This window comes from Seohaeicola nanhaiensis (assembly GCF_042654245.1).
Taxonomy (GTDB): Bacteria; Pseudomonadota; Alphaproteobacteria; order Rhodobacterales; family Rhodobacteraceae; genus Seohaeicola_A; species Seohaeicola_A nanhaiensis.
Genome location: NZ_JBHSGI010000002.1, coordinates 584,922 through 611,074, shown reverse-complemented (window position 1 = coordinate 611,074; position 26,153 = coordinate 584,922). Strand labels below are relative to the sequence as shown.

Below are 26,153 nucleotides of genomic sequence, written 5' to 3'. Positions count from 1 at the left end.
CCCGTCCCATCCTCCTCCGGTTCCGCCGGGGGGCTGCTTCCGCACGCGCGAAAAGACCGAAAGACAAGATGGACCTTTCATTCGTCATACTGGTGGAAATGCTCTACGCGGTTGCCTCGCTGATCCTGATCGGCGCCGGCCTGGCCGTGGTTTTCGGCATGATGAAGGTGATCAACCTGGCACATGGCGAGTTCATGATGATGGGCGGCTATGCGACGATCACCGCTGTCAACCTTGGCGTGAACGTGTTTGTCGCCATGCTGATCATCGCGCCTCTGATCGTCGGGCTGATTGGCCTCGTTGTCGAACGTTTGGTCATCCGTCATCTCTACGGCCGACTTGTCGATACCATGCTGGCGACCTGGGGGCTGAGCCTGTTCTTCATCGGGGCCACCACGATGATATTCGGCAATACCACGACGGGTATATCGACACCGATCACCGGGTTTGCGGTCGGCAGGTATCAGATCAACGGCTATAACTTCTTCATCATCGTTGTCGCGATCTTGCTGCTGGTCGGCATCCTGGCCGTCCTGAAGACCACCCGCGCCGGGCTGATCGCCCGCGGCGCCATGCAGCGGGCCGACATGGCGGCCACCCTTGGCTATTCGCCCGACCGCATCTACATGGCCACCTTCTTCTGCGGCTCGGCGCTGTCGGGTCTGGCTGGGGCCGTTCTTGCCCCGCTCGTCGGCCTCGTGCCAACATCGGGCGGCGCCTATATCGCCAAGGCCTTCATCACGGTTATCGCGGGCGGTCCGTCGCTGGTTGCCGGACTTCTGTCGAGCGCAAGCTTCTTCGGCGTGGTGAGCCAGTTCTTCACCTTCGCCATCTCGCCCGTGATTGGCGAGGTCGCGCTGCTGGTCGTTGCCGTGCTGCTGCTGCGCCTCTTGCCGCAGGGCATTACCGGCCGCTTCTTCAAGGGGAAGCTGTAATGGACGGCCGCCTGTCGCGCGACGTGATCGCAACCGTCATCGTAACAGCGGTGCTCATCTGGATCATGCCGCTGATGATCGGCACCTACACCCTGACGGTTCTCGTCATCTACGGGATGCTGGGATTGAGTCTGGGGCTGATCTGGGGATTTGGCGGCATACTCTGCTTCGGCCAGGCCGCGTTCTTCGGGCTGGGCGCCTACACCTACGCCATTGCCGCCATAAACATCGGAGAAAGCACTCTGCCTATGATCCTCGCGGTGCTGGTGCCGGCCGCGTTTGCCGCACTGCTTGGGGCGATGATGTTCTATGGCCGCCTGACCGATGTCTATCTCGGTGTCATCACCCTCGTCGTCACGCTCATCCTCTTCAAATTCATGAACTCCACCGCCGGGCCGCAGTACATGATCGGCACGGCAAAGCTTGGCGGGTTCAACGGAATCCCGGGCTTTCAGACGCTGAACGTACCGGGCGATCCCGGCGCTTATATCTGGGGCGACGCCTATTTCTATCTCTGCGCCGTGGCTCTGGCGATCGTCTTCCTGCTGGTCTCGCTACTGCTGAGATCGAGCTTTGGCCGGATTGCCGTCGGCATCCGCGAGAACGAGACAAGGCTGTCGCTGATGGGCTATGATGTGCGCGCCCGCAAGACGGTGCTATTTGCCATTGGTGCCGCAATAGCTGGACTGGCGGGCGCGTTGTTCGCCAATTGGGCGGAGATCGTCACCCCCAACCTTTTTTCGCTGAGCCAGTCCGCCGAAATCATCATCTGGTGCATCGTCGGCGGTCTTGGCACCCGCCTGGGCCCGATCCTCGGGGCGGCCGGGCTGGCCTATGTCAAGTTCCTGCTCGGCCAGCAACACATGATCGACAACACCCTGATCCTGGGGCTGATCCTGGTGATCTTCGTCCTGTTCCTCCCACGCGGCATTGTCCCGGCTCTCGTCTCGCTGTGGCGGGTGAGCTTTGGCCGTCGTCCGTTCGGGCGCATTCACCAGGCGCGCCGGTCGCGCACGCGGGAGCGGCTCCATGGCTGAGGTCGTTCTGGAAACCACCGCGCTCACGATGCGCTTTGGCGGGGTGACCGCGGCGGACAATGTGAACTTCAGGCTGCGCGCGCGCGAGTTGCGCTGTCTTATCGGTCCGAATGGCGCGGGCAAGTCTACGTTCTTCAAATGCCTCGCGGGACTGCAAGCGCCAACCGAAGGACAGATCTTCATGCGCGGCCACGAGACGACCCACTGGATGCCGCATCAGATCGCCTCTCTGGGTGTCGGCATCAAGATGCAGACCCCATCGGTCATGGACAACCTCACGGTCTTCGAAAACATCTGGCTGGCGGCGCGGCGGTTTCTATCGTCTTACGAAGCACGCCACAAGACAGCAGAGATGATCGAACGGCTGGCCCTTGGCCCGATCGCCCGCAATACGCTGGGCCAGCTCGCCCACGGCGAACGTCAGCGCGTTGAACTTGGACTGGTTGCGGTGGGCGATCCCTGGCTGGTTCTGCTTGACGAACCGGCGGCGGGGATGAGCGCCGAGGATGTCGAGCGGATGACCGGCATCATCCACGAACTGAACAAGTCCGCCGCCATCGTAATCGTCGAGCACGACATGCAGTTCATTCGCGCCATCGCCGAAACGGTGACGGTTTTTCACCAGGGCGCCGTTCTGATGGAGGATCACGTGGACCGCGTCATGGCCGATCCGCAGGTGCGCAATGTCTATCTCGGAAAGAAGGCCTGACATGGCGGAAGACAGGGCAGTCACACTCGACGTGAAGGGGCTCTCGGGTGGATACGGCAAGGTGCCGATCCTGCACGGTATCGATTTTTTGGTGATGGAAGGCGAGGTGGTTGGGGTCCTGGGCCACAACGGCATGGGCAAGACAACGCTTCTGAAGACTCTGATGGGGTTTCTGCCGGCCACCGCGGGCACCGTGCGTTTTCATTCCGCCGACATTACCCGAATGGCTCCGAATGAACGGGTCGGGCTGGGGCTTGGCTATGTGCCGCAGGGGCGCGGGATATTCCCGCAACTGTCGGTCCGCGACAACCTGCGCTTTGCCTGGCATGATTATTCGGGCGCCTCGGAGCAGGACACGATGGAAAGCGTCCTGGCCGATTTCCCGCGCCTGCGTCCTTTGCTGGAACGCGACGGCGGCGCGCTTTCAGGGGGCGAGCAACAGCTGCTCGCGCTGGCACGTTGCCTGATGGGCGACCCGGATTTCCTGCTGCTCGACGAACCGACCGAAGGCATCCAGCCTTCCATCATCGAGGAAATGGCTGAGACGCTGCTGAACTTGCGCCACGCCCGCGGGCTTTCCGTGCTGCTGGTCGAACAGAATTTCGATTTCATTACAGATCTGTCGGACCGGGTTCTGGTGTTGGAAAGGGGCCGGATCACCGGCGAACTCAGCCGAGCCGATCTCGCGGATCAGGCCAAGGTGAACCAGTTCCTCGGTTTCGGCGCGGCGCGCTCGACGCGGGGCGGGGGTACGCCTGCCACGCACCGGACCAAGGGAGTCGCCTCGGTCCAATCGGCTGGTCCGCGAACGGCCGCTCCTTCTTCCCAAAATCGTGCTGCCGCGTCGCAAACGGCCGTCGCAGCGCAATCAGCCCCGACTCCGCAGGTGAATAACATGACGATCAAACGGCCTTCGCTTTCGCAGATGCGCACGATGGCGCAGCGCTTCGGGATGAACCTTTCCGATGAGGACCTGTCAGAATTTCTGACGCTGATGGAGCCGAATTTTCAGTCCTACGACCGGCTGGATGCAATGCCGGATTACCTTCCGTCCGTGCGATATCCCCGCTCGCCTGGTCACTTTCCGGACTATTCCGAAAACCCGCAGAATGCCTGGTATGTGAAGGCCGAAGTCCGTGGGGCTCCGGACGGACCCCTGCGCGGCAAGCGCATAGTGCTCAAGGATACTGTCTGCCTGGCCGGTGTTCCGATGATGAACGGCTCGTCCATCATGGAAGGGTTCACGCCCGAGATCGACGCCACTATCGTCACCCGGATGCTGGATGCCGGCGCGACAATCATGGGCAAGTCGCATTGCGAGAACTTCTGCCTGTCGGGCGGGTCGCATACTGGAGCCAAGGGCCCTGTGCAAAACCCTTGGAAGCGCGGCTACATGGCCGGCGGCTCGTCCAGCGGGTCGGCGGTACTCGTGGCGACCGGCGAAGTCGATATGGCGATCGCGGGAGATCAGGGCGGCTCGATCCGTATTCCGTCCTCGAATTGCGGCGTCTACGGCATGAAGCCGACCCATGGGCTGGTTCCCTATACCGGGGTCATGCCGGTCGAGCAGACCATCGACCACGTGGGGCCGGTCACGAACAACGTCGCCGACAACGCCCTGCTGCTGGAAGTGCTGGCCGGCGAGGATGGCCTTGACCCGCGGCAATACAAGCCGCGCGTCTACCGCTATACCGAAGCCTTGGGCCGCGGCGCGCAGGGTCTGCGCATCGGTATCCTCAAGGAAGGGTTCAATCGGCCGGAAAGCGAGGCGGATGTCGACCGCAAGGTTCTGGCCGCCGCCGACCGCTTCCGCGATCTGGGCGCGCGGGTCGAGGAGGTCTCGATCCCCGAGCATCATCTGGCCATCGACTGCTGGACCGCGATTACACTGGAGGGGCTGCAGGACCACATGATGTGGGGCCATTCCGCCGGAACGAATTATCGCGGCCTCTTCCTGCCGTCGATGATGGATCATATGGCCCAGTGGCACGGTCGGGCCGATGAGCTGTCACACTCGCTCAAGGTCTCGATGTTCGTCGGCGAATATTTCCAGACACAGTATCGTGGCCGGTTCTACGGAAAAGCCCAGAACATCATGCGCAAGGTCGTGTCGAAATACACAGACGCGCTCAAGCAATACGACATGTTGCTGATGCCGACCGTGCCGATGAAGCCGCAGGAAATTCCGCCGCCCGACTGTTCGATCTCGCTCTACGTCCAGCGCGCCTTCGAGATGATCGGCAATACTGCACCCTTCAACAGCGCCGGCCTGCCCGCCATGAGCGTGCCGTGCGGGCTGAGCGAGGGATTGCCGATCGGGATGATGCTGGTCGGGGCGCATTATGGCGAACTGAAGATCTACCAGGCGGCGCACGCTTTCGAACAAGGCGGCGAATGGCGCGCCATGTAAGCCATTGGGCATGGAAGGGAGGCGAAGATGTCGATCCTGAGTGAGAGCCTGTCGAGCCGGATTTCCGGCTGGGACGCGGTGACCGAGGCCGCTCCGGCAAATCTCGGGCCCGAGGGCGGCATATCCTACATGCGCGGCCCCTCCGTGCCACCACTTGCCTATATCACGATCCCGCAGCTGCTGCGCGAGACGGTATCGCGCTTCGGCCCGCGCGAGGCGATGGTGTTCCTCGAGCAGGACGTGAGGCTCAGCTATTACGACCTCGACCGTGCGGTCGACGAACTTGCCTCGGGCCTGCTGGCGCTTGGCCTGGTCAAAGGGGATCGCGTCGGCATCTGGTCGCCCAACCGTCTGGAATGGGTGCTGACGCAGTTCGCGACGGCGCGGATCGGGGTGGTGATGGTCAACATCAACCCGGCCTACCGCCTGGCCGAGCTCGAATACGTGCTGAACAAGGTCGGCTGCAAGGCATTGATCAGCGCCCGATCGTTCAAGAGCTCGGACTATCTGGGCATGATCCGCCAACTTGCGCCGGAACTGGAGACTTGCAAACCGGGCAAGCTGAACGCCGTCAAGCTTCCTCAACTTCAGACCGTCGTTGTGATGGACAGCGACCCGGGACCCGGCGCGCTGACTTTCGAGCAGTTGCGCCAATTCGGCGGTCCGTCGCAGCTCTTGCGCCTGCCCTCCATAGATGCGGCTTTGAACCCCGACGAAGCGATCAACATCCAGTTCACGTCAGGTACGACCGGTGCGCCGAAGGGCGCGGTCCTGTCGCACTACAACATCGTCAATAACGCCCGTTTCGTGACCGACAGGATACATCTGACCGAGATCGACCGGCTCGCCATTCCGGTCCCGCTCTATCACTGCTTCGGCATGGTGATGGGGGTGCTGGGCGCGGTCAGCAAGGGGGCTGCGATGGTTTTCCCTGGCGAAGGGTTCGATGCCTCGGTAACGCTGGATGCCCTGGAGCGCGAACGCTGCACCGCGGTCTATGGCGTGCCGACCATGTTCATCGCCATGCTGGAAGCCGTGTCTTCCCGCCCGCGCGACCTGAGCGCCATGCGAACGGGGATCATGGCAGGCGCGCCCTGTCCGGTCGAGACGATGCGCAGGGTGAACCGTGACATGAACATGCCCGAAGTGACGATCTGTTACGGAATGACCGAAACCTCGCCCGTATCCTTCCAGAGTTTCGTTGACGACCCCACCGACAAACGCTGCGAAACCGTGGGGCGCGTCCATCCGCATCTCGAAGTCAAACTCGTCGGGCCTGACGGCGGGATCGTCCCGGCAGGCGAGACGGGCGAGTTATGCACGCGCGGTTACTCGGTGATGAAGGGCTATTGGGACGATCCGACCAACACGGCGGACAGCATCACCGATGGCTGGATGCATACCGGTGATCTGGCCACTTTCGACGCCGACGGCTTCTGCGCCATCGTCGGCCGTGTGAAAGACATGATCATCCGCGGGGGCGAGAACATATACCCGCGCGAGATCGAAGAATTCCTGCTGCGACATCCGAAGGTCAGCGACGTCCAGGTCTTCGGCGTCCCGGACGAGAAGTTCGGCGAGGAAGTGTGCGCCTGGGCCACGGCGCGTCCCGGCGAGGCACTGAACGTCGACGAATTGCGCGCTTTCTGCCAAGGGCAGATCGCGCATTACAAGATCCCGCGCCATTTCCGGGTGGTCAAAGAGCTGCCGATGACCATCACCGGCAAGGCGCAGAAATTCGTGATGCGCGAAAGGATGATACAGGAACTTTCGGAAAACCGGCAAGGCTGACCCGAAACGGCCGGGGTCACCCTAGCGTCCACTCCAAAGCGCCGGCGATCCTGCTGCCCTGCAAGAACCTCAAGCCCACTAGCCTGTTGGAAGGTTTGAACCAGGCGGCGACGCGCAAGCGGGTCCGCCATATGGTCCGGGCGTACCACGCAATCAGGTGTGGGCCCCACTGGAGAAGATTGGCGCCTTCCGCTATCCAGGCTTCAGGAAATACAACTGAGGATTGATTCCATGGCAAATGACGTGACACCAATAGTCCAAAGTGTCGTTTGCCCCTCTGTCACCGATGGGTCAAAGACGGTCGATGCGGCAGAGATGAGCCGCCGCGCCACCCTCATTCGCAATGCCATCATCGCGAAAGGCTATCCCAGGGGCGCGAGGATCGCTCTTTCGACGGCCAATTCCGCCGATGGGGTCGCTGCCTTTCTGGGGCTGATCGAAACCGGCCTCATTCTGGTTCCGATCAACACGACCATTCCCGATCCCGAGAAGCTGCACATACTTGCAGACGCCCAGCCTGTGGCGTTGATCACCGATCAGGACAGCCTGCCGCAGATGAAGGATCTGCACGCGCCGCCAGAGGTGTTGCGCCTGAGCGACCTTCTGGCGACGGACCCGCCTCCGGCGGCGCCGGTCGAGACGGCGGAGGATGAACCGATCCTGATCCTCTTCACTTCAGGTTCGACGGGTCGTCCCAAGGGTGTAAAGTTCCATAGAGGACGTCTGAATGGCAATGGCCGGCTCTTCGGCGAGGCGCTGTTTGCGGTTGGACCGGATGACGTGATGCTTTTGCCGATGGAGTTGTCCAGCATCATCTCGGTGACATTGCTGGTGGCGGCGCGTCACGTGGGGGCGACGCTCGCGATTGCCGCCGCTCCCCGCCCCGATGCGCTGCTTGGCGTGCTGCAGCGTGCGCGCGTGACCATGATGATGACCGTGACGACCGTAGCCGACTTGCTCCTCAGGCTGACCCAAAACACGCCGGATCCGCTGCCCGATCTGCGAACTGTGGTCATCGGCGGCAACCACGTCTCGGCCGAGCTGTCCGAGAGGCTGATCGCAGCCTTCGGTGCGCGTGTCGACGTGATCTATGCCACCACGGAATGCGCGCCCACCACCTATCTGGTCAATCGTCGCGATGTTCCGGATGGTGCGGTCGGTCCGGCCGCGCCGGGCGTCGATATCCTGATCATCGACCCGGACGGCAATCCTGTGCCGGACGGCGAGCCGGGCGAACTGGTGGTATCCGGACCACAGGTGGCGCTGGGCTATTGGACAGGCGAGGGCGGCACCTCGATGGATTTCGGCGACCGCTTTGCCACAGGCGATCTCGGGTATCGCGATGCATTGGGGCATTACCACATCATCGGCCGTTCGAAAGAGGTCATCAAAAGCGGGGGCCTTTCGGTCTATCCCCCTGAGGTGGAAACGGTGCTTTCCCGCCACCCGGACATTGCCGGTGTCGCGGTGGTGGGAAAGCCGCACCGCACCTTTGGCGAAATCGTCGTCGCCTTTGTTGTGCCCGAACCTGGCCAGTCGCCGAGCGCGGCAGAGATCATACGGTGGAGCAAGGCACATCTCGCATCGGGCAAATGCCCGCGAAGTGTCCGGTTCCTCCAGAAATTCCCGGAAACGACGACGGGGAAGATCGCAAAGACGGAATTACGGAAGCTGATTTGACGCAAGCCGGCACGCCGAATTCTGTCGATCCGAAAGACCTGCGCCAGAAACTGGCTGAACTGGCCGAAGCGGGCGCTTTTTCGGACATTCTGCGTCTGCTCGACGCACAGGGGGACGAACTGCCCAAAGGGATGGTTGGCTTCCACCGGGCCAATGCGCTGATCGCGCTGGGCCGTCCGGGTGATGCATTGACCCTTCTGGAGGCGCTCGATGCAGGCCGGGACAAGCCTGGGCACTGGCGCTTGCGGTTTTCCTGCTACCTCGCGCTGGATCGCCTTGAAGAAGCCGGCGCGCTTGCCGACGCGCAGGATCTGCCTGCCGAGCGCAAGCGCAACATTGCAGTGCGCTTGTCCCGCGCGGCCTTCGCCCAGGGCAGGTGGCAGTCCGCAGCGGACTGGGGTCTGCGCGCCCGTATGGCAATTGACGCTACCCCCGTTCCATTACCCTTCGTTTCGGACCTTGCCGCCCTGATGCTTCTGGGAGATGTCCAGGCCGTGCAGAGTCGCCTGACCTTGTGCGACCGCCCGAATTTGCGGCTTTTGGGCGAGGCGCTGCACGAGGCGGCGGATGCTCTTCTGGCGCGTTCTGAGCCGGACACCACAGCCGACTTGGCCCTTCTGGAACCTGTCCTCGACCTCGCGCCCGATCTGGAGGATCTGTGGGCCGTAAAGGCCGGAATCGACCGTCGACTGCCGGTGCCGCAGGCGCTTCTGGATTTGATCTGGTCCCGGCTGACAGTCAGTCGGTCCGCTACCGCTTCCCGCCCTTCAGCTTCCATCGCCGACGCGCCCGCCGCCCCCGAATTCGAGCGTGTCGCCGATTGGCTCGGCATCTTGCCAGCGGAACGCCCCGCCTGGCGGAGCCGACTTGCCGCCGCGCAACGCCTCAATCTCGAGTTCACCGTGGATCTGCTTGGGCAGGCCGAAACCCGTGATCGGCTTGCATGCACACTGCCACCCGTGGACTGGAGCGCGGTACGTCGGGTGCTGGACGAAGGTCGCGCGGTCATCCTTACCGCGAGTCACGCAAGCATGGCCTTTGCGATGCCGCTGGAGTTCCGGCGCAGCGGAATTGACGTGCGCATCATCGCCTCTCGCCGGTCTTTCGCCAATGTGCCGGAATACGATGCGATGCACTATACCGATCTCGACAGGCACGAGCCCAAACGGATGTCCCGCCGGGTTATCGAGAACCTGCGCGCGGGTGGCTGCGTCTTTATCGCCGCAGACGGGCAGGTCGGCGCGACGTCACACCTTTATCCCGACCTCGGTGTTCAGGCCCGCCTGCCCGGGGCTCTCTGGCCCATCGCCCGGCGCTATGACGCAGAACTCTTCTGGATGGAAACGTCCTGGACGGAGGGTCGCTTGTCCACTTCCCTCTCGCCCATGCCGCCACCGCCGGGTGTTGAAGATCCGGCAAAGCTCCAGGATCTTTGGTGTCGTGACGTCCTTGCCCGCCTGCGCGCCGCATGGGAACGGGACATCCGCAACATCCACATGAACGCGATCATCGAAAAGGTCTTCTGACCGGGCAGGGCCGCTAAATCCTAGCGTCCGGTAAGGCGCTCCAACTGGTCCCGGAACTTGTACCAGCCGGTCATCGCCGGCAGGAACCATGCCTTTTCGCGATAGAACGGCATGGTCGGAAAGCTCAGGTTCCAGAAGGCGGATCGCGCGCCCCCGGCCATTGCCTGCCCGGCCATGTGGCCAAGATAGCTTTGCATCGCGACGCCCGAGCCGTTGCAGCCCAAAGCGTAGACCAGGCCATTGTGTTCGCCCAGATGGGGTAGCAGGTCGAAGGTAAAGGCGATCTGGCCCGACCATGCGTAACGGATCGGGACGCCCTCCGTTTCCGGAAAGACCTGGTGCAGGCGCCGGGCCAGATCTGGCACCAGCAGCGCCGGATCCCGGATCCGAAGGCTGGCCCGACCGCCAAAAAGGATACGCTTGCGATCAGGAGTGGGGCGGAAATAGCTCAGCAGCCGTCTGCTGTCGACGGCGGTTCGCCCCTTCGGCAGCAGCCTGTCGATCAGCCCGTCAGGCAGCTGGCCGGTCACCACGATATAGCTTGCAGCGGGGATCACCCGCCGCCGTACCCAGGGAACAAGTCGGTCAGAATATCCGTTCGTGGCGAGCAGCACCTTGTCGCAGCGCACCTCGGAATCGCCGGCCGTCACCATCCACCCGGACCCCGCGCGACGCAGTTCCGTGACCGGCTTATTGTCGCAAAGGATGGCGCCTGATGCCTCGGCCAGATCGACGAGTCCCTGAAGGTAGAGTCCGGGGTGCAGCTGTCCGGCGCGGTCGATGGTCATGGCCCCATGGTAGTGATCCGAACCGATGACCTGCCTCTGCTGATCTCGGTCGTAGAGTGCGACGCCGTCACGCTCCATCTTTGCTGCTTTGCCCTTGATCGCCTCGTAATGGAGCGGCAGGGCGGCGCAGACCACTCGCCCGGACCGCCGATAGTGAACGTCCCGAGCAAGCTCCGCCGCGCGGGCCTCCACGAAATCGAACGAGGCCGCTGCCTCGTCCTTCAGTAGCTGGAAGATTCCCGCAGGCAGGCTCTGTTCCAGCGGCGACCGGACGTTGGAGGCCGATGCCGATTTGCCGAGATTGACCCCGCTTGAGACGTGGCCCGCATTGCGGCTGCTGGCGCCCTGGCCGAAATCTCCGGCCTCCAGCACGACCGCTTCGGCTCCGGCTCTGCGCAAGGCGACAGCGGCATTCAGCCCGGTATAGCCACCGCCCACAATGACCACGTCGGCCTTGGCCGGCGGTCGGTGGCCCAGTTTGCGCGGTGGCGCTTCATCCCACCAATAGGGTGCCAGGGTCAGGTCCATCAGTCTCGGTCCACAAAGAACTGTATCCCGATGACCCTGTCCAGGACGAAGACCATCAGTGAGGTAAAGAGAACGAGCGCCGCCGATACCGCGGCGATGATCGGGCTGGCGCTTTCCAGCACTTCCGAAAACACCTGTACGGGCAGGGTCATGACGAAGGGGCCGACCAGGAACAGCGTCACCGTCACCTCATCGAAGGAGATGATGAAACTGAACAGCAACGCGGTCACGAGCCCTGGCCGAACCGCTGGCAGCGACACTTGCCAGAAGGTCCGCCATGGCCGCGCCCCGAGGCTTGCCGCCGCTTCCTCGAGCGCCGGGTCCGCCTTGCGCAGCGCGGCGACGACCGGGCGATAGGCGTAGGGAATCGTGAGAATGCAATGCACCAGCACGAGCCCTGAAAACGTGCCCAGCCACCCCAGGCCCGAGAGAGTCATGATCATGATCACCCCGATGGCGGCATGCGGAAAGATCAGCGGGGTCAGGAGGATGGTTTCGTAGGTCGTACCAAACCGCATCCTGTGTCGCACCACGGCCCAGGCGGCGGCGAAGGACGCGGCCGTGCTGACCGTGGCGCCGATAAGGGCAAGAAGCGCCGAGGTGCCCAGCACCTTGAGCCAGTCGGCCGAGCCGAGGAACTCGGCATACCAGCGCAGAGAAAGGCCCTTGATCGGGAATGAAAGATACCCCGCTGACGTGAAGGATGACAGCACCACAATGACGATCGGCAGCGGCAGGAACAGCAGAACGGCGATGGCGATAATTCGGGTGATCATGGGGCGCTCCCGCCAGACAGGCGCCGGGAGAGCCAGCGCTCGATCATCTGGATCGGCAGCACGACCGCCAAGGCCGTCACCAGCAGAACCGTCGCCAGCGCGGCGGCCTTGGGGTAGTCGAAGAAATGCATCACTTCTTGAAAGATCTCCGTGCCCAGCATCGTGTCGCCCAGCCCGCCAAGCAGGAGCGGCGTGACAATGGCCCCGGTGGACATCAGATAGACGAGGGTTACTCCGGTCAGCACGCCGGGCAGGGAAAGGGGCAAAAGCACGGTGCGGAAACTGAAGGCGGGCCGTCCGCCCAGACTCGCCGAGGCCTCCTCAAGGTTGCGCGGAATCTGCATCAGAACAGAGAGGATCGCGATGATCATGAAGGGCAGGAGGACGTGCACCAGTCCCAGGATGACGCCGAAATCGTTATACATCAGCTTGAGCGGACGGCCGGTCATCCCGCCCCAGGAAAGCAGCCCGTTGATAAGCCCGCGCGGCCCCAGGATCACGACCCATCCGTAACTGCGCACCACGATGGAAACGAGCCAGGGGAAGATGACCAACAACAGCAGGACGTTCCGGTTGCCCTGATAGCGGGCCACGAAACAGGCGGTGGGAAACCCGAGCAGCAGGCAGAACAGCGTGGTCATCACGGCGATGCGCACCGTTCGACCCAGCATGGCGACATAGTCGGCCCGGCTGAAGATTGCCTCGTAGATCGAAAGATCGAAGTGTCCGTCGATGGTGAGCGATGACCCGATCAGCCTGAAGAGCCCGACCAGAAAGACACCCATAAGAAGTGCCGAGGGCAACAGCAGCAAGGCGATACGAAGAGATCGTGGCACAGGGCAGCTCCGATGCGTAGAAGGCCCCGCCGGTCTCGTCTGACACCGGCGGGAGTTGGCGACCCGGGAGTGCGGGCCGCGGGGGAGTGTCAGAGTGCGGCGAGCATCTGGTCGATCGCGGCCACCGTGTCCTTCTGGTGCTCGGCGATATATCCCCAGTCAGGCTGATAGAGCTTCGCGCGCAGTTCGCGATATCCCATGCCAAGCTTGGATCGGATGTCGTCGGTCGCCTCGGCCTGATCGTTGGCCGGAATATAGCCCGATATCGCCATTCCCCGCTCTTGCGGCGTGGCAGAGGCGATGTAGTTCAGCCACTTCGCCACCATCTCCCGGTCGTTCACGCCTTTTGGGGCGAAGATCGCATAGGGAAGGAGAAGGGCTCCCTCTTCCGGAATCACGATCTTGACGTAATCGACGCCTGCTTCGTTCAGCGACCAGACACGGACCGAATAGAACGGCATCGCGGCAACTTCGCCGCGCTCCAGCATGGTGTTTTGCTGGGCGAGCGAATTGGATACGTTCAACACGTTCTTCGCCATCCCCTTCAGCAGGTCCATGCCGCCGGCCGTATTGTATTCGTCGCCGCCAGCGGCTTTGGCCAGGATCGTCAGGTCATAGGTCGACAGATAGATCGGCCGGGTCATGCCCAGGCGGCCGTTCCACTTCGGATCGGCCAAGGATTTCCAGCTCTTGAAATCGTCGACCGAGGCCTCGTTGGTGTTCACAGCGATCCCGTAATAGGCGAAATAAGGGGTGACGCCGGCCAATCGACCGTCCTCCGTTTTCAGCCAGAACTTCTCGTCGATGTTCTTCATCGCCGGAAGTTCCTCGATGTCGAAGGTCTCCAGCATGTTATCCCGCATCAGGTTCACGCCCTGCACGAAGGTCCCGATGCCCGTGTGATACTGCGGGTTGCCTGCCTGCGCGCGAAACTGCGCTTCGGGGTTGGGCAGTTCGACAATCCGCACGTCGGTGCCCGTCTCGGCGCTATAGGGATCGGCAAATGCCTTGGTCCAGGTGTCGCCGACGCCGCCGCCCCAGGATGCGTGCAGAATTGGGCCGGTGCCGGCCATAAGGCGCGAGGGCAGGGCAAGCGTGGCGGCCGAGCCAAGAACGCCGGCAAGGGTCTGACGTCTGGAAAGTGTCATGAGTAGTCCTCCATGTCGGATTTACTGACCCGGTTGCTCCGGGATCACGGTTACGTCTGAACTGGCCCATCCCACTGACACATGGGCGCCCGATGGGCGGGGATGGCCCTGCCCGGGCTGGAACGGCACCTGAGCGAGAAGCCGGCCGATCGCGCTGTCCAGCGCATAGGTCACGGTCGCGCCCGAAAAACTGTGAGAGCGCACTGTGGCCTGCACGGGTTGCTCCTGGGGTTCGCCGATGGTCAGATATTCCGGCCGTATGGAGATCGCCACGCGATCTCCGGGTGCGACAGCCATGTCCGGCGCGAAGTGAACCGGGATCGTGCGCTCGACCCCCTCCAGCCGCAGATCCGCCCCGTCCGCACGGCGACCCGTCACGCTTGCCACAAGGAGGTTCGTCTCGCCGACGAACTGCGCGACGAAGCGGGTCCGGGGATGATGATACGTCTCGACCGCGGAACCGAACTGTTCGACCTGGCCTGCACACATGACGGCGATCCGGTCCGACATCGACAGGGCCTCTTCCTGATCGTGCGTGACGAAAATGAAGGTGATGCCGGTTTCCTTCTGGATGCGTTTCAGTTCAACCTGGAGCTGGCGACGCAGTTTCAGGTCCAGGGCCGAAAGCGGCTCATCCAGCAACAGCACATCCGGCGATGTCACCAGCGAACGCGCCAGAGCCACGCGCTGCCGCTGGCCGCCGGAAATCTCTCCGGTCCTGCGCTTTTCGAACCCCTCAAGCCCGACGAGCGCCAGCATGTCGCGGACCTTCCTGTCGAGCCCGTCGGTCCGGCGGCGCGCGCGCAATCCGAAGGCGACGTTGTCGTAGACGTTCATGTGCGGAAACAGCGCCAGGTTCTGGAACACCAGCCCGATCTCGCGGTCGTATGCGGGCTGTCGTGACATGTCCTTGCCGCGCATCAGGATCCGCCCCGATGTCGGGGTCTCGAAACCGGCCATCATCCGCAACAGGGTCGACTTCCCGCATCCCGATGGCCCGAGAAGCGTGACGAACTCCCCTTCGGCGACCTCCAGGCTCACGTCTTCCACGGCCTTTGCGCCACCAAACTCTTTGGTGACCTTCTCGATCTGCAGGATCGGCTGGGCGGATGGCTCTGACTTGGGCAAACGGTGGCTCCGGTCCTCTTGGGCGACATGGGCTGTATGGTCCTGGGACATAAGCCAGCATGCGGCCAGACCGGGGGGCCGAGTCAAATATCAAGTACCGCGAATATCATGCCGAAATCTCATGAACTTCCGCTCGGAAACGGTTTCGTGCAATTGCATGAAACTAAGAGATTTTTCCCGCCGACAGAAACATAACTTTTTGTAATAATTTACAGTTCATTCGCGATTTGCGGCGGGGATGCAGGGCTGTCTAGGTAGCCTGGACAGGGTGCGAACCACGCCCAAAAAACAAACTGCAGGACCGAATTCTTTATGACGCCCGTCCCTCTGACCACCCCGGATCAAACCCCTGATGAACGACGCGCCACTATCGAAGCCGCCCCTCTGCCCGCCAGCATTCCCGGCTTGCTTGAGGCCGCCGCACAGGATTGTCCGGACCAAACGCTCTGGGAGTTTTTCGACGAGGGCATGTCGGCGACCTATGCCGAGGTGAACCGGGACAGCCGGCGTATGGGCGCACTGCTGGCCGGCGAGGGTATCTGGCGTGGTGATCGTGTGGCGGTGATGCTGCCGAACGTGCCTGCAATGCCGCTGGCCTGGCTGGGTCTGGCGCGGATCGGGGCGGTCATGGTGCCCGTCAACACACGGTCTTCGGCCCGAGAGCTCGCCTATGCCATCCAGGATTCGGGCGCGCGCCTTCTCCTGATCCATGAAGAACTGGCGGCTATTCTCGAAGCCGGAGACCTCGACGTCAAAGTGATCATCGTCGGCACACCCGAGTGGGACAGACGGCTGGAACGTGCCCGCCCCGGGGACTGCCCGGACCCCGTGCTTGATCACGACACGCTAGTCAACGTGCAATACACGTCCGGTACCACGGGACTGCCAAAGGGATGTCTGCTCACCCATCGCTATTGGCTGACTGCCGGTTTGGTGAATGCCTGGCGCGATGGCCTGCGGTTCCGGCGGATCCTGGCCACCACACCCTTCAGCTACATGGACCCCCAGTGGCTGCTGATGATGACGCTCTATCAGCGGGGAACACTTGTCGTCGGACGCAAGCAGAGCGCGACCCGCTTCTCGAAATGGCTTGCCGACCACAGGATCGAATTCTGCCTCTTTCCCGAGGCGGCCAGCAAACAGCCATCGGCGCCTCATGATGCAAGCAACGTGGTCAGGCGGGCCAATATCTACGGCATTCGCGCCTCGGCGCACCGCGAGATCGAAGCGAGATACGGGTTCCGCGCCCGAGAGGCTTTTGGCATGACCGAGATTGGTTCGGGCATGTACATGCCCCTGGAAGCCGAAGACATGAACGGCTCGGGCAGTTGCGGAATTGCGGCACCGTTCCGCGAGACCAAGGTGGTGGACGACGCGGGAAAGGAGTTGGCGCCGGGCGAGACCGGCGAGCTGCTGGTGCGCGGAGCAGGAATCTTTGAGGGCTACTTCGGAAAACCCGAAGCGACCGCCAAGGCCCTGATCGACGGTTGGTTTCACACCGGCGACCTGTTCCGCAAGGACGAGCGTGGCTTTCACTATATCGTCGGGCGCAAGAAGGACATGATCCGGCGCTCGGGCGAAAACATCGCCTGCCGCGAGGTCGAAGGGGTGCTTCGGGACATGGATCAGATCGAAGAAGTTGCGCTGGTCCCGGTTCCCGACGACTTGCGCGGCGAGGAGGTCAAGGCCTTCGTCAAGCTTCAAGCCGGCCATCGCGGCGACGAGGCCCTTGTCGGGCAGATCGTTGCCTACGCCGAGAAGCGTCTCGCCGCGTTCAAGGTGCCCCGATATTTCGAATTCATCGACGATATGCCCAGAACGCCATCCTTCAAGGTGGCGAAAACAGAGTTGACCAGAAACCGCGTCGATCAGCGCCAGGGCGCGTTCGACCGGGTCGATCGGGTCTGGCGGTAGGAATTTCACATGATCATCGACTATGGCGCCACGCCGCCGATTCCCGAACTCTCGCTGCCGGATGGCAGTCACCTGGCCAACTATCGCCGCGTCTATGCGACGGCAGAGAAGGCAGCCGAGCGGGGAGAACTGACCCTCGACCAGTGGTTCGCCGTCGTGGACGAGGCCGGAATCGGACTGACCGTGATCAAGGCCCGCGATGTCGAGACGACGTTCGGCGGACGGGTGACAAACGAAGCTGTCGCCGATGTTGTGCGGGCCTATCCGGGCCGCTTCATCGGGTTTGCAGGCGTCGATCCGAACAAGGGCATGACCGCCCTGCGTGAATTGGAACACGCTGTCACCGAGCTGGGCCTGAAGGGCCTGAACCTGCAGTGCTTCGAGAACCGTCTCGCGATCGACGACCGCCGCATGTATCCGGTCTATGCCAAATGCATCGAGCTCGATATTCCGGTCAACCTCCATGTCGGGGTGAATTTCTCGCTCCGGTCAAATCCCGAATTCGGGCGGCCGATGTTGCTGGACAAGGTGCTCTGCGATTTCCCCGAACTGCGCATCTGCGCCTCGCCGCCCGGATGGCCTTGGGTCGAGGAACTTCTCGCCGTGGCCTGGCGTCATCCCAACCTGTCCATCGGGCTTGTCGCGATGCGTCCCAAGCTGCTTGGCGTCGAGAATTCGGGATATGGGCCGCTGCTGCAATACGGCCGCACGATCCTGAAGGATCGCATGATCGCCGGCACCGCCTGGCCAATGCTGCCGATGAGGCGCACCATCGAGGAAATCCGCGCCCTGCCGATCGAAGAGGATGTCGCCGACCGCTGGCTTGGTGGCAACGCCAGATCGTTCCTGCGCCTGTGAAGGGCAGACATTCGCGCAGACGCGCGCCACCATGGCCACCGGAAAGGAAACCAGAGCATGACCGACGACGACCTGTGCCGCATGTCCGCGACCGATCTTCTGCCTCGTCTGAAAAGCGGCGAGGTCAAGTCCGCCACGCTCATGCGCGCTGTGCTCGACAGGATCGAGCGGCTGGACAGCCAGACGAATGGCATTGTCCACGTCGATCCGGACGCGGCCATGGCGCAGGCCGAGGCGCTGGACAAGGCGCTTGCCGAGGGCCAGGCGCCGGGCGAACTGCACGGCATCCCGGTCACGGCGAAAGACCTGCTCAAGGTGAAAGGCCTGCCCATCGAGATGGCATCCTATGCCTTTCAGGGTGATGTCGCCGACACGGATGCCGAGGCCATCGCGCGCCTGCGCCGCGCCGGGGCGATCCCCTTCGCCAAATCCGCGACCCCCGAGTTCGGGCACAAGGTTCTGACCGACAGTCCGATCAACGGCATCAGCCGCAACCCCTGGGACCTGAGCCGCAGCTGCGGCGGTTCGTCCGGTGGGACCGGCATCGCGACCGCGATGGGCTTCGGCCCGATCCACATATCCTCCGATGGCGCTGGCTCGGGGCGGATCCCGGCCTCGGCCTGTGGCGTTGTCGGGCTGAAACCGACGTGGAGCGCGATTCCGCATGAGACCACTCCGGACGTTTTCGGATCGCTCACCGTGATTGGCGTCATGGCCCGGACTGTCCCGGATGTCGTGCTCGGTTTCAATGCGATGAAAGGGCCGGACCGACGCGATCCCATGTCGCTTGGCGGAAGCAAAACACCGGTTACCCTGCCGGATCCGAAATCCGCCCTGGATGGCCTGCGCATTCGGGTGGTGATGCGCACCGTGAACGAATGGGTCGATCCCGAGGTCGAAGCCGCGGTGCTGAATGCAGTGGCCCAGTTGAAGGATGCCGGCGCGCGGGACGTCGGCATGATCGACAACCCCGTTTACGATATCAACAACGCGTTGATCTTCATGCGCGGCTATCAATTCGCGCGATTTGGCCACCTTATGGAAACGCATGGCGACAAGCTTGATCGAACCGCGAGGATTTCGTTGAGCTCGGGGCCGCACCTGACCTACGAATCGCTGGCTCGGTCGATGAAGGCGCGGACCGCCATCTTCCACGAGATCGAACGTCAGTTCGACGGCGCCGATATCTACATCACCCCGACGATCACAACACCCTCGCTGCCCGCCGATCAGAAGCAGGACGAGCCGCTGATCGTCGATGGCGTCAATCACGGTATGCTGCGTGAGGCCTGGTATCCCTATACTGTTCCCCAGAATGCCAGCGGGCACCCGGCCATGTCGATCCCGGTCGGCATGTCGTCCAGAGGCATTCCCATCGGCATGCAGATCGTCGGCCCCTGGCACAGCGAGGCGCGACTGCTTGCTGTGGCGGCGGCGCTCGAGGCGATCATGCCCTGGGCGCATCGCTGGCCTCCGGCCGCCGCCTGAGACAGGCATCTTGCTCATCTGCCGGGAACTCCCGTTGTCTTTCAGGACATCGCCGGTAGGGTAGGGCAGGGAGTCCGCTCGGATGCGCATCACTCATCGCCAACTGGAAGCCTTCATCCAGTTCATGGAATCCGGCACGGTCACCGCCGCTGCCGACAGGATGCTCGTGACCCAGCCCGCGATGAGCAAGATGCTGGCAGGGCTGGAGATCGACCTGAACCTGTCCCTGTTCCTGCGCGAAAAGCGGCGGCTGATCCCGACCGACGAGGCGCGGCTGCTCTATAACGAAGTGCGTCGGCTCTTTGCCTCGCTCGCCGATGTGGAGCGCTTTGCGGAAGACCTGCGCACCTTTCGGACAGGCGAGTTGCGCATCATCACCGGCTCGACCCTTGGCCTGACCCTGGTCGCCGACGCGCTGGCCGAATTCTGCAAGGCCAACCCCGAAGTAGATGTCCTCATGGATATGTCATCGAATGTTGGGCCGGACGTTCTGACGGCCAATGTCGATATCGGCTTTTCCGTCACCCAGTTCCAGCATCCCTCCCTGAAGATCGAGCCGCTGTTCCACGTCAGTTCGGTCTGCATCGTGCACAAGAGCCATCCCCTGGCCAGTCGCAAGCGGCTGAGCCCCAGGGATCTCCAAGGCGAAGAGTTCATCTCTTTCTCGCGCGACACGCGGATGCGGCACATCACTGACGGCGTCTTCGAACAGCACCGGATCAATCGCAAGATGCGGATCGAGGTCTTTGCCTCTGCCGAGGCCAATGCGCTGGTGTCGCGCGGTGTGGGAGTGGCCATCGTCGAACCGCTGGGCGTGCGTCAGAACTTCTGGCCCGATGTGGTGGCCGTGCCCTTCGACCCGCCCATCGAATTCACCTTCTCGGCCTTCCGGCCGCGCGACCGTATCGCCTCGCCGCTGGCGAACCGCTACATGGAAATCCTTCGGCGCCACATCAGGATGATGCGCGAGGGCGAAAGCCACCTGCCCGAATGGATGGAGGTGCGTCTGCCGGGCGAGACCCGCGCGCCTTCGCCAATTGCCGATACGTCCTAGTCGGGCAGCTTGACCGGCCCCCACTGTGGATATGCGTCCGACGGCGAAGGGTTTTCGGGGAAGAAGCCGCCGCCCAGATGCCGGATGATGCCGGCCACGGCGTTGAGTGATGTCTGCACCGCTCCCTCGACCCAGGCGGGCGTCCAGCTGACCCCGTCACCGGCCATGAAGATTCCGCGTTCGTGCGGCGGCAGGTCATCCTGCATGAAGTGGCCGAACATCCGGTGGTTGTACCGATAGTGTCCGGGCAGCGCACCTTTGAACGCGCCGAGAAAATTCGGGTCCATCTCCCAGCTGACGGTGATGGGATCCCCCAGGATGTGGCTGCGGATATCGACGTCCGGGTAGATATTGGCCAGCGACGACAGGGCCAGTTCAACCCGCCTTTCCGCCGATAGCGGCAGCACCTTGAGCGCGTCGGTCATCCAGGAATAGCTCAGGCAGATCACCGAAGGTTTGTCCGGCCCGTTGTCGAACAGATAGGTCCCGCGCGTCATCCGGTCGGTCAGGGTCATCGACATGGTGTCGCGGCCCGTCACGGGGTTCTTGTCCTTCCAGAACGCGCGATCGACCATGACGAAGGTCTTGGCCGACTGCATATAGCGCGTGCGATCCAGCGCCATCCAGAGATCGTGGGAAAACAGTCGTTCCTCGGTGTCGATGACGGTGGAGAGCATGTGGCTCTGACAGGTGACCAGCACCGCGTCGAAATGTTCGGTGCGACGCCACTGGTCGGTCACGTCAAATCCCCCGTCCGCCCGTCGGCGGATGCGGATGGCTCCGGCTCGCGTGCCGCCTTCGTTGAGCCTGGAGAGGGTCGTGCCGGCGGGCCAGTGCACCAGCCGTTCGGGCGCGTGGTGCCACAGTCGCCGCGGCATCTGCGCGACGCCGCCCACCATATATCGCTGATGACTGTCGCATTCAGTGACATTCACCCGCAGGATTTCCAGCATCGAATTCGGGAAATCGGAATCCCATCCTCCGGTGCCGAATCCAACCTGACCAAAGGCCTCGCGGTGCCGGAACGACAGCGCCTGAAAGGCGTCAGAGGAGGCGACAAAATCATAGAATGTCCGCTCGTCCCAGGCCCGCACGATCGGATCCCAGATTTCCTTGATCCCGGCCCGATCCCGGTTCCGGATCGCGCGCTGCAGGGCCGAGAAGTTGGCGCCATCCTCGAGCGCCTTGTCATAGGCCTCTGCCACTTCGCGATACAGTGGTGGCAGATCGTCCAGCGTCACCGCGTAATGCGTCTGGCCCAGAAGGTCGATCACGGTCGATCCGGCAGCGGGCGTCAGCGGGTTCGGGAACGGCGCGCTCTCGATGCCCAGCTTGTCGATGTAGTGATAGAATCCGGTCGATGAGACCGGAAAGCGCATCCCGCCCAGTTCGGCGATGACGCCCTCGGCGCCTTCGAACGGCTGCGAGCGCAGCCGCCCGCCGAATTGTCCCGACTCGAAAAGGATCGGCAACGCGCCCAGTTTCATCAGCTCGTAACCGGCGATGACCCCGGCCGCGCCCGACCCGATGATGGCGACTCTGGCTCCGTGCGACGTCGCGGGCAGATAGCCCAGGCCCATGGGATGGGTGATCCAGTCGTCGTAGGCAAACGGGAAGTCAGGGCCAAAAACGGAGACGTCGTTCATTTGGGCAAGCTCTTGTTTGGGGGGCCATACAGGTCGGATCGGCGGTCGTCGATGTGGCCGTGGCGGGGGAGGGCCGCGCGGTCCAGTTCGGCGAAAATCAGCTCTACTCTACCGGTGTCCGCACGTGCCAGATCGTTGCCGTCCGGCCCGCAGATACAGGACAGCCCGCAATAGGTGAACGGCTCTTCCGTGCCGACGTAATTCGCATAGGCCACGAAAACGCCGTTTTCTTGCGCCCGTGTGGGCACCATGCGGGTCGCAACCGTATCAAAGGGCATCATGTTCGCCGTGGGGACAAGGATCAGCTCCGCGCCCTCCAGCGCGAGCGCCCGGGCGAGTTCCGGAAACTCGATGTCATAGCAGATCGCCAGGCCGATCTTCCAGCCGCCCATCTCGAAGGGCACGGACAGAGCCTTGCCGGGGGCGAACTGACAGGCATCCACCGAGCCAAACAGATGTGTCTTGTGATAGCGGGAGACCTCGCGGCCATTTCGATCCATGACGACCACGCCGTTGCGGGGTTTGTCTGCTCCCGCAAACGCCATACCTGCGGCAATGGCTACGCCATGTTGCCGTGCCAGCCTGGCGACGCCATCGGTCAGATCGTCGGCCCGGCCGGCAAGCCCGCGGATGGCATCTGGCCCGATGTTATAGCCCCCCAAGGCCATCTCAGGGGTCACCACAATCGCCGCCCCCTCGGCAGCGGCGCGGCTGCAGACTTCCGCCAGGTGTCCAAGCGCGAGATCGGCGTCGTGAATGGGCTGTGTCTGCCATAGGGCAATCTTCATGCGCGGCCTCCGGTTTGACCCATTCTCGCGCTTCCAGCATGCCGGGTGCAAGATGCCGCTGGAAGCCGATTTGCGTCAGCGTCCAGCGGTTTGACCGCCCGCTTCTGGTGGAATGGCTCGACACAAATGCCAGCGACATACGTTTGCCGCTTGGGGGACTCTTTCCTCAGCCGGCGGTCAGCCAGGCCGTGCCTTCCACCAGGATCGCCGGAAAGGCCATAAGGATCGCGCCGCAGAGAAGCAAAAGCGCGACGTAGGGCATGACCGAGCGATAAAGCTGAAGGATCGTCGCCTCGGGGCTGATCGTTTTCAGGTAGAAAATATTATATCCGAAAGGAGGCGTGATGTAGCCGATACAGAGGTTCACCTGAAAGATGATGCAGAACCAAAGAGGGTCGAACCCCAGCTGCACGACCACGGGATAATACATCGGCAGAACCAGCAGGATGATGCCCAGCGGATCGAGGAACATGCCGAGGATCAGAACCACCAGCTGCATCAGGATCACCAGCATCCAGGGAGACAGTTCCAGATCGGTCAAAAACGACTGCATGAAGGAAATACCGCCAGCCGCCGAATAGACAGAGACAAAGGCGGTCGCACCAAAGACGATCCAGATCACCATTCCGGTGGTCACCGCCGTCTCGAAGCACACCTCGCGCAGGAACCGGAGCGTGACCTCGCCCTGCATGGCCACAGCCAGCAGCACTGTAAACGCGCCGACCGCCGCCGCTTCGGTCGGCGTGGCCAGTCCCATGAAGATCGAGGCCAGGACCACTACAATGATCGTGACCGGGGCGAGCACCGAACGCAGCGAGCGCAGTTTTTCTGCCACCGAAACGCGGTGCCCGATGGCGGGCGCGGCACCGGGAAACTGCCAGGCGTAGACCACGACATAGGCGAGAATGGCCACCAGCATCAGAAGCCCGGCGATCAGCCCGCCCATGAACAGCCGGCCTATGGACAGGCCTGTGGTCATGCCGATGACGATCAAGGTGATCGAGGGCGGAATTATGATGCCTAGCGTGCCGGCCGCCGCGATCGTGCCCAGGGCAAAGCCGCGGTCATAGCCCAGCCGCTCCATCGCGGGCATTCCGATCTTGCCGGTTGTCAACGTCGACGCCGCGCAGCTTCCGGTCATCGCCGAGAGCACTGCGGCAAATCCGGCCGTGCCCAGCAGAAGGCCACCGTTCACGCGACCGGACCAGAGATAGAACGCCTGATAGAGATCGCGCGAAATGCGGGACTTGGACAGGGTGACACCAATGAAGATGAACAGGGGCACTGCCGCCAGAAGCACCGACCACATCGTCCCGAACACCGCCGACACCATCGGGAACAGGCCGTTGGAGCCGCTCAGGATCAGGGTAAAGGCAACGGCCACGCCGCCAAGGGCAAAGGACAGCGACACGCCGAAGACGATCAGCAGCACCAGACTGCCGAACATGCCAAGGGTCAAGAGTTCGGGGGTCATGCCGGGCTGCCTTCTTTCGAGTCATCAGGAGTGGGGCGGACCATGCGGCGTATCGCGTCCACCAGTTCGGCAAGGCCCTGCAGTGCGATCAGCACCACGCCGATGAACAGGGCAAGTTTCACCGGCCAGATCGGATGTCCCAGGGCACTGTCGTCGCGTTCGTTGAACAGCCAGGACATCTCCAGATAAGACCAGGCCTGATAACTCAGTGCCCCGGTCCAGAGTAGGAGCACGAGATAGTTCACGACGTCGAGAAAGGCGCGCCAGCGCGGGTATCGGTCGTTCAGCAGAAGATCAACGCGCACATGGCCCCGGTGGATCAGCGTATAGGCTCCCAGCAGAACGAAATATGCCCCGAAAATCCTTTGGGTATAGCCCTGCACCCAGACAGTCGGGGCGTTGAAGGCATAGCGCATGATCACTTCGTACACGATGATGATCATGCCGATCAGTATGGCAAAGCTGATCGCCTTGCCCAGCAGACTGTTTAGATACGTGATCAGCCGCACCATGCGCTTTTCCCTCACCCTGCATCCGGACCGAAAAGCGTGCCGGGATGTACCCGGCACGCATCGTCTGGTTCAGACTTTGCCGGTCTGCCGCATGAATTCATGCAGCAGTTCGCCGATGCGGCCGCTGTATTTGGGGTCCTGGGCCGAAATCTCGTCCACGACCTCCAGCGACTTCATCCGCATCTCTTCGAGAACCGAGGCCTCCATCATCGATATTTCGCCACCCGACTTGTTGACGAAGGTATCGATCCCATTGAGGTCGGCCTGCATGATGCGGGCGGTGTAGATGCCGGTGGTGGCGCGGACGGCGTCGTTGACCACCTGCTTGTGGTCTTCGCCCAGCTGGCTCCACTTGCCCGCGTTTACAAAGACTTCCAGATTGGTCGGGCTGACCAGATCGGGCTGGACGATGTATTTCGTCACTTCTTGGAAATTCATGCTCATACCGCCCGAGACGCTGCCCCAGTGCGCCGCATCCACGATCCCGGTCTGGAGCGCCTGATACAGCTCGCCGCCGGCGACAGAGACAGGAGCCGCGCCCATCTTCTCCAGCACGCGCGCCGCCGTGCCGGTCGTTCGGATCTTGTAGCCCTGGAAATCCGCTGCCGTGTGAATGGGGCGTTTGCCAAACAACGTGACACCGCCGCCGGCAACCGGACCAACCTGGTGGATGCCGCGCTCTGCATAGGCTTCGCGAATGATGTCCAGCGCGCCCATCTCGTACATGAAATACTCCATCTCGGTGTTGTTCGAGAAGGTCGCGAGATTGCCGTTCAGATGGCCCGCTGCCGGGATCTGGCCAACCCAATAAGCCGGGAAGGTGAAAGCGCCGTCCAGTGCCCCCTGCGCCGCCGCCATCAGGCTGTCGCCGGTCGAGACGATGGAGCCGGGCGCGTGGGTCTCGATCACCAGTTCGCCGTTGGTCGCCGTGGTCACGCGGCGGGCGAAATCCTGGAAGATGGCGTCATAATACCACGTGCCGGTCGGAAAATGCGTCTGCATCCGCCATGTGGTGGCCGAGCTTGCGGCGGCGATGGTCGCCGGGGCCGCCAGAAAGGCGCCTCCGGCAAGCGCGGGCGCACCTGACAGGATGCTTCTGCGGGTAATGGTCTTGGTCATGTCTTTTC

At 62.7% G+C, this 26,153-nt stretch carries 21 protein-coding genes; 11 read left to right on the top strand and 10 right to left on the bottom strand.

Annotated elements, in window-relative coordinates:
* The first annotated feature begins 68 nt into the window (after positions 1-68).
* The 7 genes from ACFO5X_RS03090 to ACFO5X_RS03060 all read left to right on the top strand — a co-directional run bounded on the left by ACFO5X_RS03090 (position 69) and on the right by ACFO5X_RS03060 (position 10,088).
* Complete coding sequence (locus ACFO5X_RS03090; RefSeq protein WP_380715763.1) at positions 69-935, top strand: branched-chain amino acid ABC transporter permease; 867 nt, start codon at positions 69-71, stop codon at positions 933-935.
* Positions 935-1,972 carry a branched-chain amino acid ABC transporter permease gene (locus tag ACFO5X_RS03085; RefSeq protein WP_380715762.1) on the top strand — a complete coding sequence of 346 codons (1,038 nt, stop codon included), beginning with the start codon at positions 935-937 and terminating at the stop codon, positions 1,970-1,972. Before ACFO5X_RS03090 ends, ACFO5X_RS03085 begins: the two co-directional genes overlap by 1 nt.
* A complete protein-coding gene (locus ACFO5X_RS03080) occupies positions 1,965-2,681 on the top strand; it encodes an ABC transporter ATP-binding protein (protein ID WP_380715761.1) in 717 nt (238 codons plus the stop codon). The genes ACFO5X_RS03085 and ACFO5X_RS03080 overlap by 8 nt, the downstream gene beginning before the upstream one ends.
* A gap of 1 nt (position 2,682) precedes the next feature.
* A complete protein-coding gene (locus tag ACFO5X_RS03075) occupies positions 2,683-5,091 on the top strand; it encodes an amidase (RefSeq protein WP_380715760.1) in 2,409 nt (802 codons plus the stop codon).
* Between the two features lie 27 nt (positions 5,092-5,118).
* Positions 5,119-6,882, top strand: a complete 1,764-nt coding sequence (locus tag ACFO5X_RS03070) for an AMP-binding protein (RefSeq protein WP_380715759.1) — start codon at positions 5,119-5,121, stop codon at positions 6,880-6,882.
* Positions 6,883-7,113: 231 nt separating this feature from the next.
* Positions 7,114-8,562 (top strand): class I adenylate-forming enzyme family protein, encoded by a 1,449-nt coding sequence (locus tag ACFO5X_RS03065; RefSeq protein ID WP_380715758.1) that lies wholly within the window; start codon positions 7,114-7,116, stop codon positions 8,560-8,562.
* On the top strand, positions 8,445-10,088 hold the full coding sequence (locus ACFO5X_RS03060; RefSeq protein ID WP_380715757.1) for a lysophospholipid acyltransferase family protein: 1,644 nt from the start codon (positions 8,445-8,447) through the stop codon (positions 10,086-10,088). Before ACFO5X_RS03065 ends, ACFO5X_RS03060 begins: the two co-directional genes overlap by 118 nt.
* 20 nt (positions 10,089-10,108) lie before the next feature.
* Here ACFO5X_RS03060 and ACFO5X_RS03055 read toward each other — a convergent pair whose 3' ends face one another.
* The 5 genes from ACFO5X_RS03055 to ACFO5X_RS03035 form a co-directional block, all read right to left on the bottom strand.
* Positions 10,109-11,404, bottom strand: coding sequence for an NAD(P)/FAD-dependent oxidoreductase (locus tag ACFO5X_RS03055; protein WP_380715756.1), 1,296 nt, complete (start codon positions 11,402-11,404; stop codon positions 10,109-10,111).
* On the bottom strand, positions 11,404-12,180 hold the full coding sequence (locus ACFO5X_RS03050; RefSeq protein WP_380715755.1) for an ABC transporter permease: 777 nt from the start codon (positions 12,178-12,180) through the stop codon (positions 11,404-11,406). Before ACFO5X_RS03050 ends, ACFO5X_RS03055 begins: the two co-directional genes overlap by 1 nt.
* Positions 12,177-13,016 carry an ABC transporter permease gene (locus tag ACFO5X_RS03045; RefSeq protein WP_380715754.1) on the bottom strand — a complete coding sequence of 280 codons (840 nt, stop codon included), beginning with the start codon at positions 13,014-13,016 and terminating at the stop codon, positions 12,177-12,179. The genes ACFO5X_RS03050 and ACFO5X_RS03045 overlap by 4 nt, the downstream gene beginning before the upstream one ends.
* 89 nt (positions 13,017-13,105) lie before the next feature.
* Positions 13,106-14,164 carry an extracellular solute-binding protein gene (locus ACFO5X_RS03040; protein ID WP_380715753.1) on the bottom strand — a complete coding sequence of 353 codons (1,059 nt, stop codon included), beginning with the start codon at positions 14,162-14,164 and terminating at the stop codon, positions 13,106-13,108.
* Positions 14,165-14,185: 21 nt separating this feature from the next.
* Entirely contained in the window at positions 14,186-15,292 is a 1,107-nt protein-coding gene (locus ACFO5X_RS03035; RefSeq protein ID WP_380715752.1) for an ABC transporter ATP-binding protein, read from the bottom strand.
* 312 nt (positions 15,293-15,604) lie between these two features.
* On the opposite strand from ACFO5X_RS03035, the gene ACFO5X_RS03030 reads away from it, so the two are divergent.
* From ACFO5X_RS03030 to ACFO5X_RS03015, 4 genes are all read left to right on the top strand, one after another.
* Positions 15,605-17,206 (top strand): class I adenylate-forming enzyme family protein, encoded by a 1,602-nt coding sequence (locus ACFO5X_RS03030; RefSeq protein WP_380715751.1) that lies wholly within the window; start codon positions 15,605-15,607, stop codon positions 17,204-17,206.
* Between the two features lie 9 nt (positions 17,207-17,215).
* Positions 17,216-18,064 carry an amidohydrolase family protein gene (locus ACFO5X_RS03025; RefSeq protein WP_380715750.1) on the top strand — a complete coding sequence of 283 codons (849 nt, stop codon included), beginning with the start codon at positions 17,216-17,218 and terminating at the stop codon, positions 18,062-18,064.
* 57 nt (positions 18,065-18,121) lie between these two features.
* Positions 18,122-19,552 (top strand): amidase, encoded by a 1,431-nt coding sequence (locus tag ACFO5X_RS03020; RefSeq protein ID WP_380715749.1) that lies wholly within the window; start codon positions 18,122-18,124, stop codon positions 19,550-19,552.
* A gap of 82 nt (positions 19,553-19,634) precedes the next feature.
* Positions 19,635-20,606: a LysR substrate-binding domain-containing protein gene (locus ACFO5X_RS03015; RefSeq protein ID WP_380715748.1), complete on the top strand. Its 972-nt coding sequence runs from the start codon at positions 19,635-19,637 to the stop codon at positions 20,604-20,606.
* Here the strand turns inward: ACFO5X_RS03015 and ACFO5X_RS03010 are convergent.
* The 5 genes from ACFO5X_RS03010 to dctP all read right to left on the bottom strand — a co-directional run bounded on the left by ACFO5X_RS03010 (position 20,603) and on the right by dctP (position 26,145).
* The gene (locus ACFO5X_RS03010) at positions 20,603-22,252 is read right to left on the bottom strand and encodes a flavin monoamine oxidase family protein (protein WP_380715747.1); all 1,650 of its coding nucleotides are present in this window, start codon (positions 22,250-22,252) and stop codon (positions 20,603-20,605) included. The two genes, ACFO5X_RS03015 and ACFO5X_RS03010, sit on opposite strands and share 4 nt — an antisense overlap.
* Positions 22,249-23,040 carry a carbon-nitrogen hydrolase family protein gene (locus ACFO5X_RS03005; RefSeq protein WP_380715746.1) on the bottom strand — a complete coding sequence of 264 codons (792 nt, stop codon included), beginning with the start codon at positions 23,038-23,040 and terminating at the stop codon, positions 22,249-22,251. The genes ACFO5X_RS03010 and ACFO5X_RS03005 overlap by 4 nt, the downstream gene beginning before the upstream one ends.
* A gap of 166 nt (positions 23,041-23,206) precedes the next feature.
* Complete coding sequence (locus ACFO5X_RS03000) at positions 23,207-24,514, bottom strand: TRAP transporter large permease (protein ID WP_380715745.1); 1,308 nt, start codon at positions 24,512-24,514, stop codon at positions 23,207-23,209.
* Complete coding sequence (locus ACFO5X_RS02995) at positions 24,511-25,026, bottom strand: TRAP transporter small permease subunit (RefSeq protein ID WP_380715744.1); 516 nt, start codon at positions 25,024-25,026, stop codon at positions 24,511-24,513. The genes ACFO5X_RS03000 and ACFO5X_RS02995 overlap by 4 nt, the downstream gene beginning before the upstream one ends.
* Positions 25,027-25,095: 69 nt before the next feature.
* The gene (gene dctP, locus ACFO5X_RS02990) at positions 25,096-26,145 is read right to left on the bottom strand and encodes a TRAP transporter substrate-binding protein DctP (protein ID WP_380715743.1); all 1,050 of its coding nucleotides are present in this window, start codon (positions 26,143-26,145) and stop codon (positions 25,096-25,098) included.
* Positions 26,146-26,153 lie beyond the last annotated feature (8 nt).

Coding starts and splice junctions, on each gene's coding strand:
- ACFO5X_RS03090 (WP_380715763.1), top strand. CDS start 69: ATGGACCTTTCATTCGTCATACTGGTGGAAATGCTCTACGCGGTTGCC.
- ACFO5X_RS03085 (WP_380715762.1), top strand. CDS start 935: ATGGACGGCCGCCTGTCGCGCGACGTGATCGCAACCGTCATCGTAACA.
- ACFO5X_RS03080 (WP_380715761.1), top strand. CDS start 1,965: ATGGCTGAGGTCGTTCTGGAAACCACCGCGCTCACGATGCGCTTTGGC.
- ACFO5X_RS03075 (WP_380715760.1), top strand. CDS start 2,683: ATGGCGGAAGACAGGGCAGTCACACTCGACGTGAAGGGGCTCTCGGGT.
- ACFO5X_RS03070 (WP_380715759.1), top strand. CDS start 5,119: ATGTCGATCCTGAGTGAGAGCCTGTCGAGCCGGATTTCCGGCTGGGAC.
- ACFO5X_RS03065 (WP_380715758.1), top strand. CDS start 7,114: ATGGCAAATGACGTGACACCAATAGTCCAAAGTGTCGTTTGCCCCTCT.
- ACFO5X_RS03055 (WP_380715756.1), bottom strand. CDS start 11,404: ATGGACCTGACCCTGGCACCCTATTGGTGGGATGAAGCGCCACCGCGC.
- ACFO5X_RS03050 (WP_380715755.1), bottom strand. CDS start 12,180: ATGATCACCCGAATTATCGCCATCGCCGTTCTGCTGTTCCTGCCGCTG.
- ACFO5X_RS03040 (WP_380715753.1), bottom strand. CDS start 14,164: ATGACACTTTCCAGACGTCAGACCCTTGCCGGCGTTCTTGGCTCGGCC.
- ACFO5X_RS03030 (WP_380715751.1), top strand. CDS start 15,605: ATGACGCCCGTCCCTCTGACCACCCCGGATCAAACCCCTGATGAACGA.
- ACFO5X_RS03025 (WP_380715750.1), top strand. CDS start 17,216: ATGATCATCGACTATGGCGCCACGCCGCCGATTCCCGAACTCTCGCTG.
- ACFO5X_RS03020 (WP_380715749.1), top strand. CDS start 18,122: ATGACCGACGACGACCTGTGCCGCATGTCCGCGACCGATCTTCTGCCT.
- ACFO5X_RS03015 (WP_380715748.1), top strand. CDS start 19,635: ATGCGCATCACTCATCGCCAACTGGAAGCCTTCATCCAGTTCATGGAA.
- ACFO5X_RS03010 (WP_380715747.1), bottom strand. CDS start 22,252: ATGAACGACGTCTCCGTTTTTGGCCCTGACTTCCCGTTTGCCTACGAC.
- ACFO5X_RS03005 (WP_380715746.1), bottom strand. CDS start 23,040: ATGAAGATTGCCCTATGGCAGACACAGCCCATTCACGACGCCGATCTC.
- ACFO5X_RS03000 (WP_380715745.1), bottom strand. CDS start 24,514: ATGACCCCCGAACTCTTGACCCTTGGCATGTTCGGCAGTCTGGTGCTG.
- ACFO5X_RS02995 (WP_380715744.1), bottom strand. CDS start 25,026: ATGGTGCGGCTGATCACGTATCTAAACAGTCTGCTGGGCAAGGCGATC.
- dctP (WP_380715743.1), bottom strand. CDS start 26,145: ATGACCAAGACCATTACCCGCAGAAGCATCCTGTCAGGTGCGCCCGCG.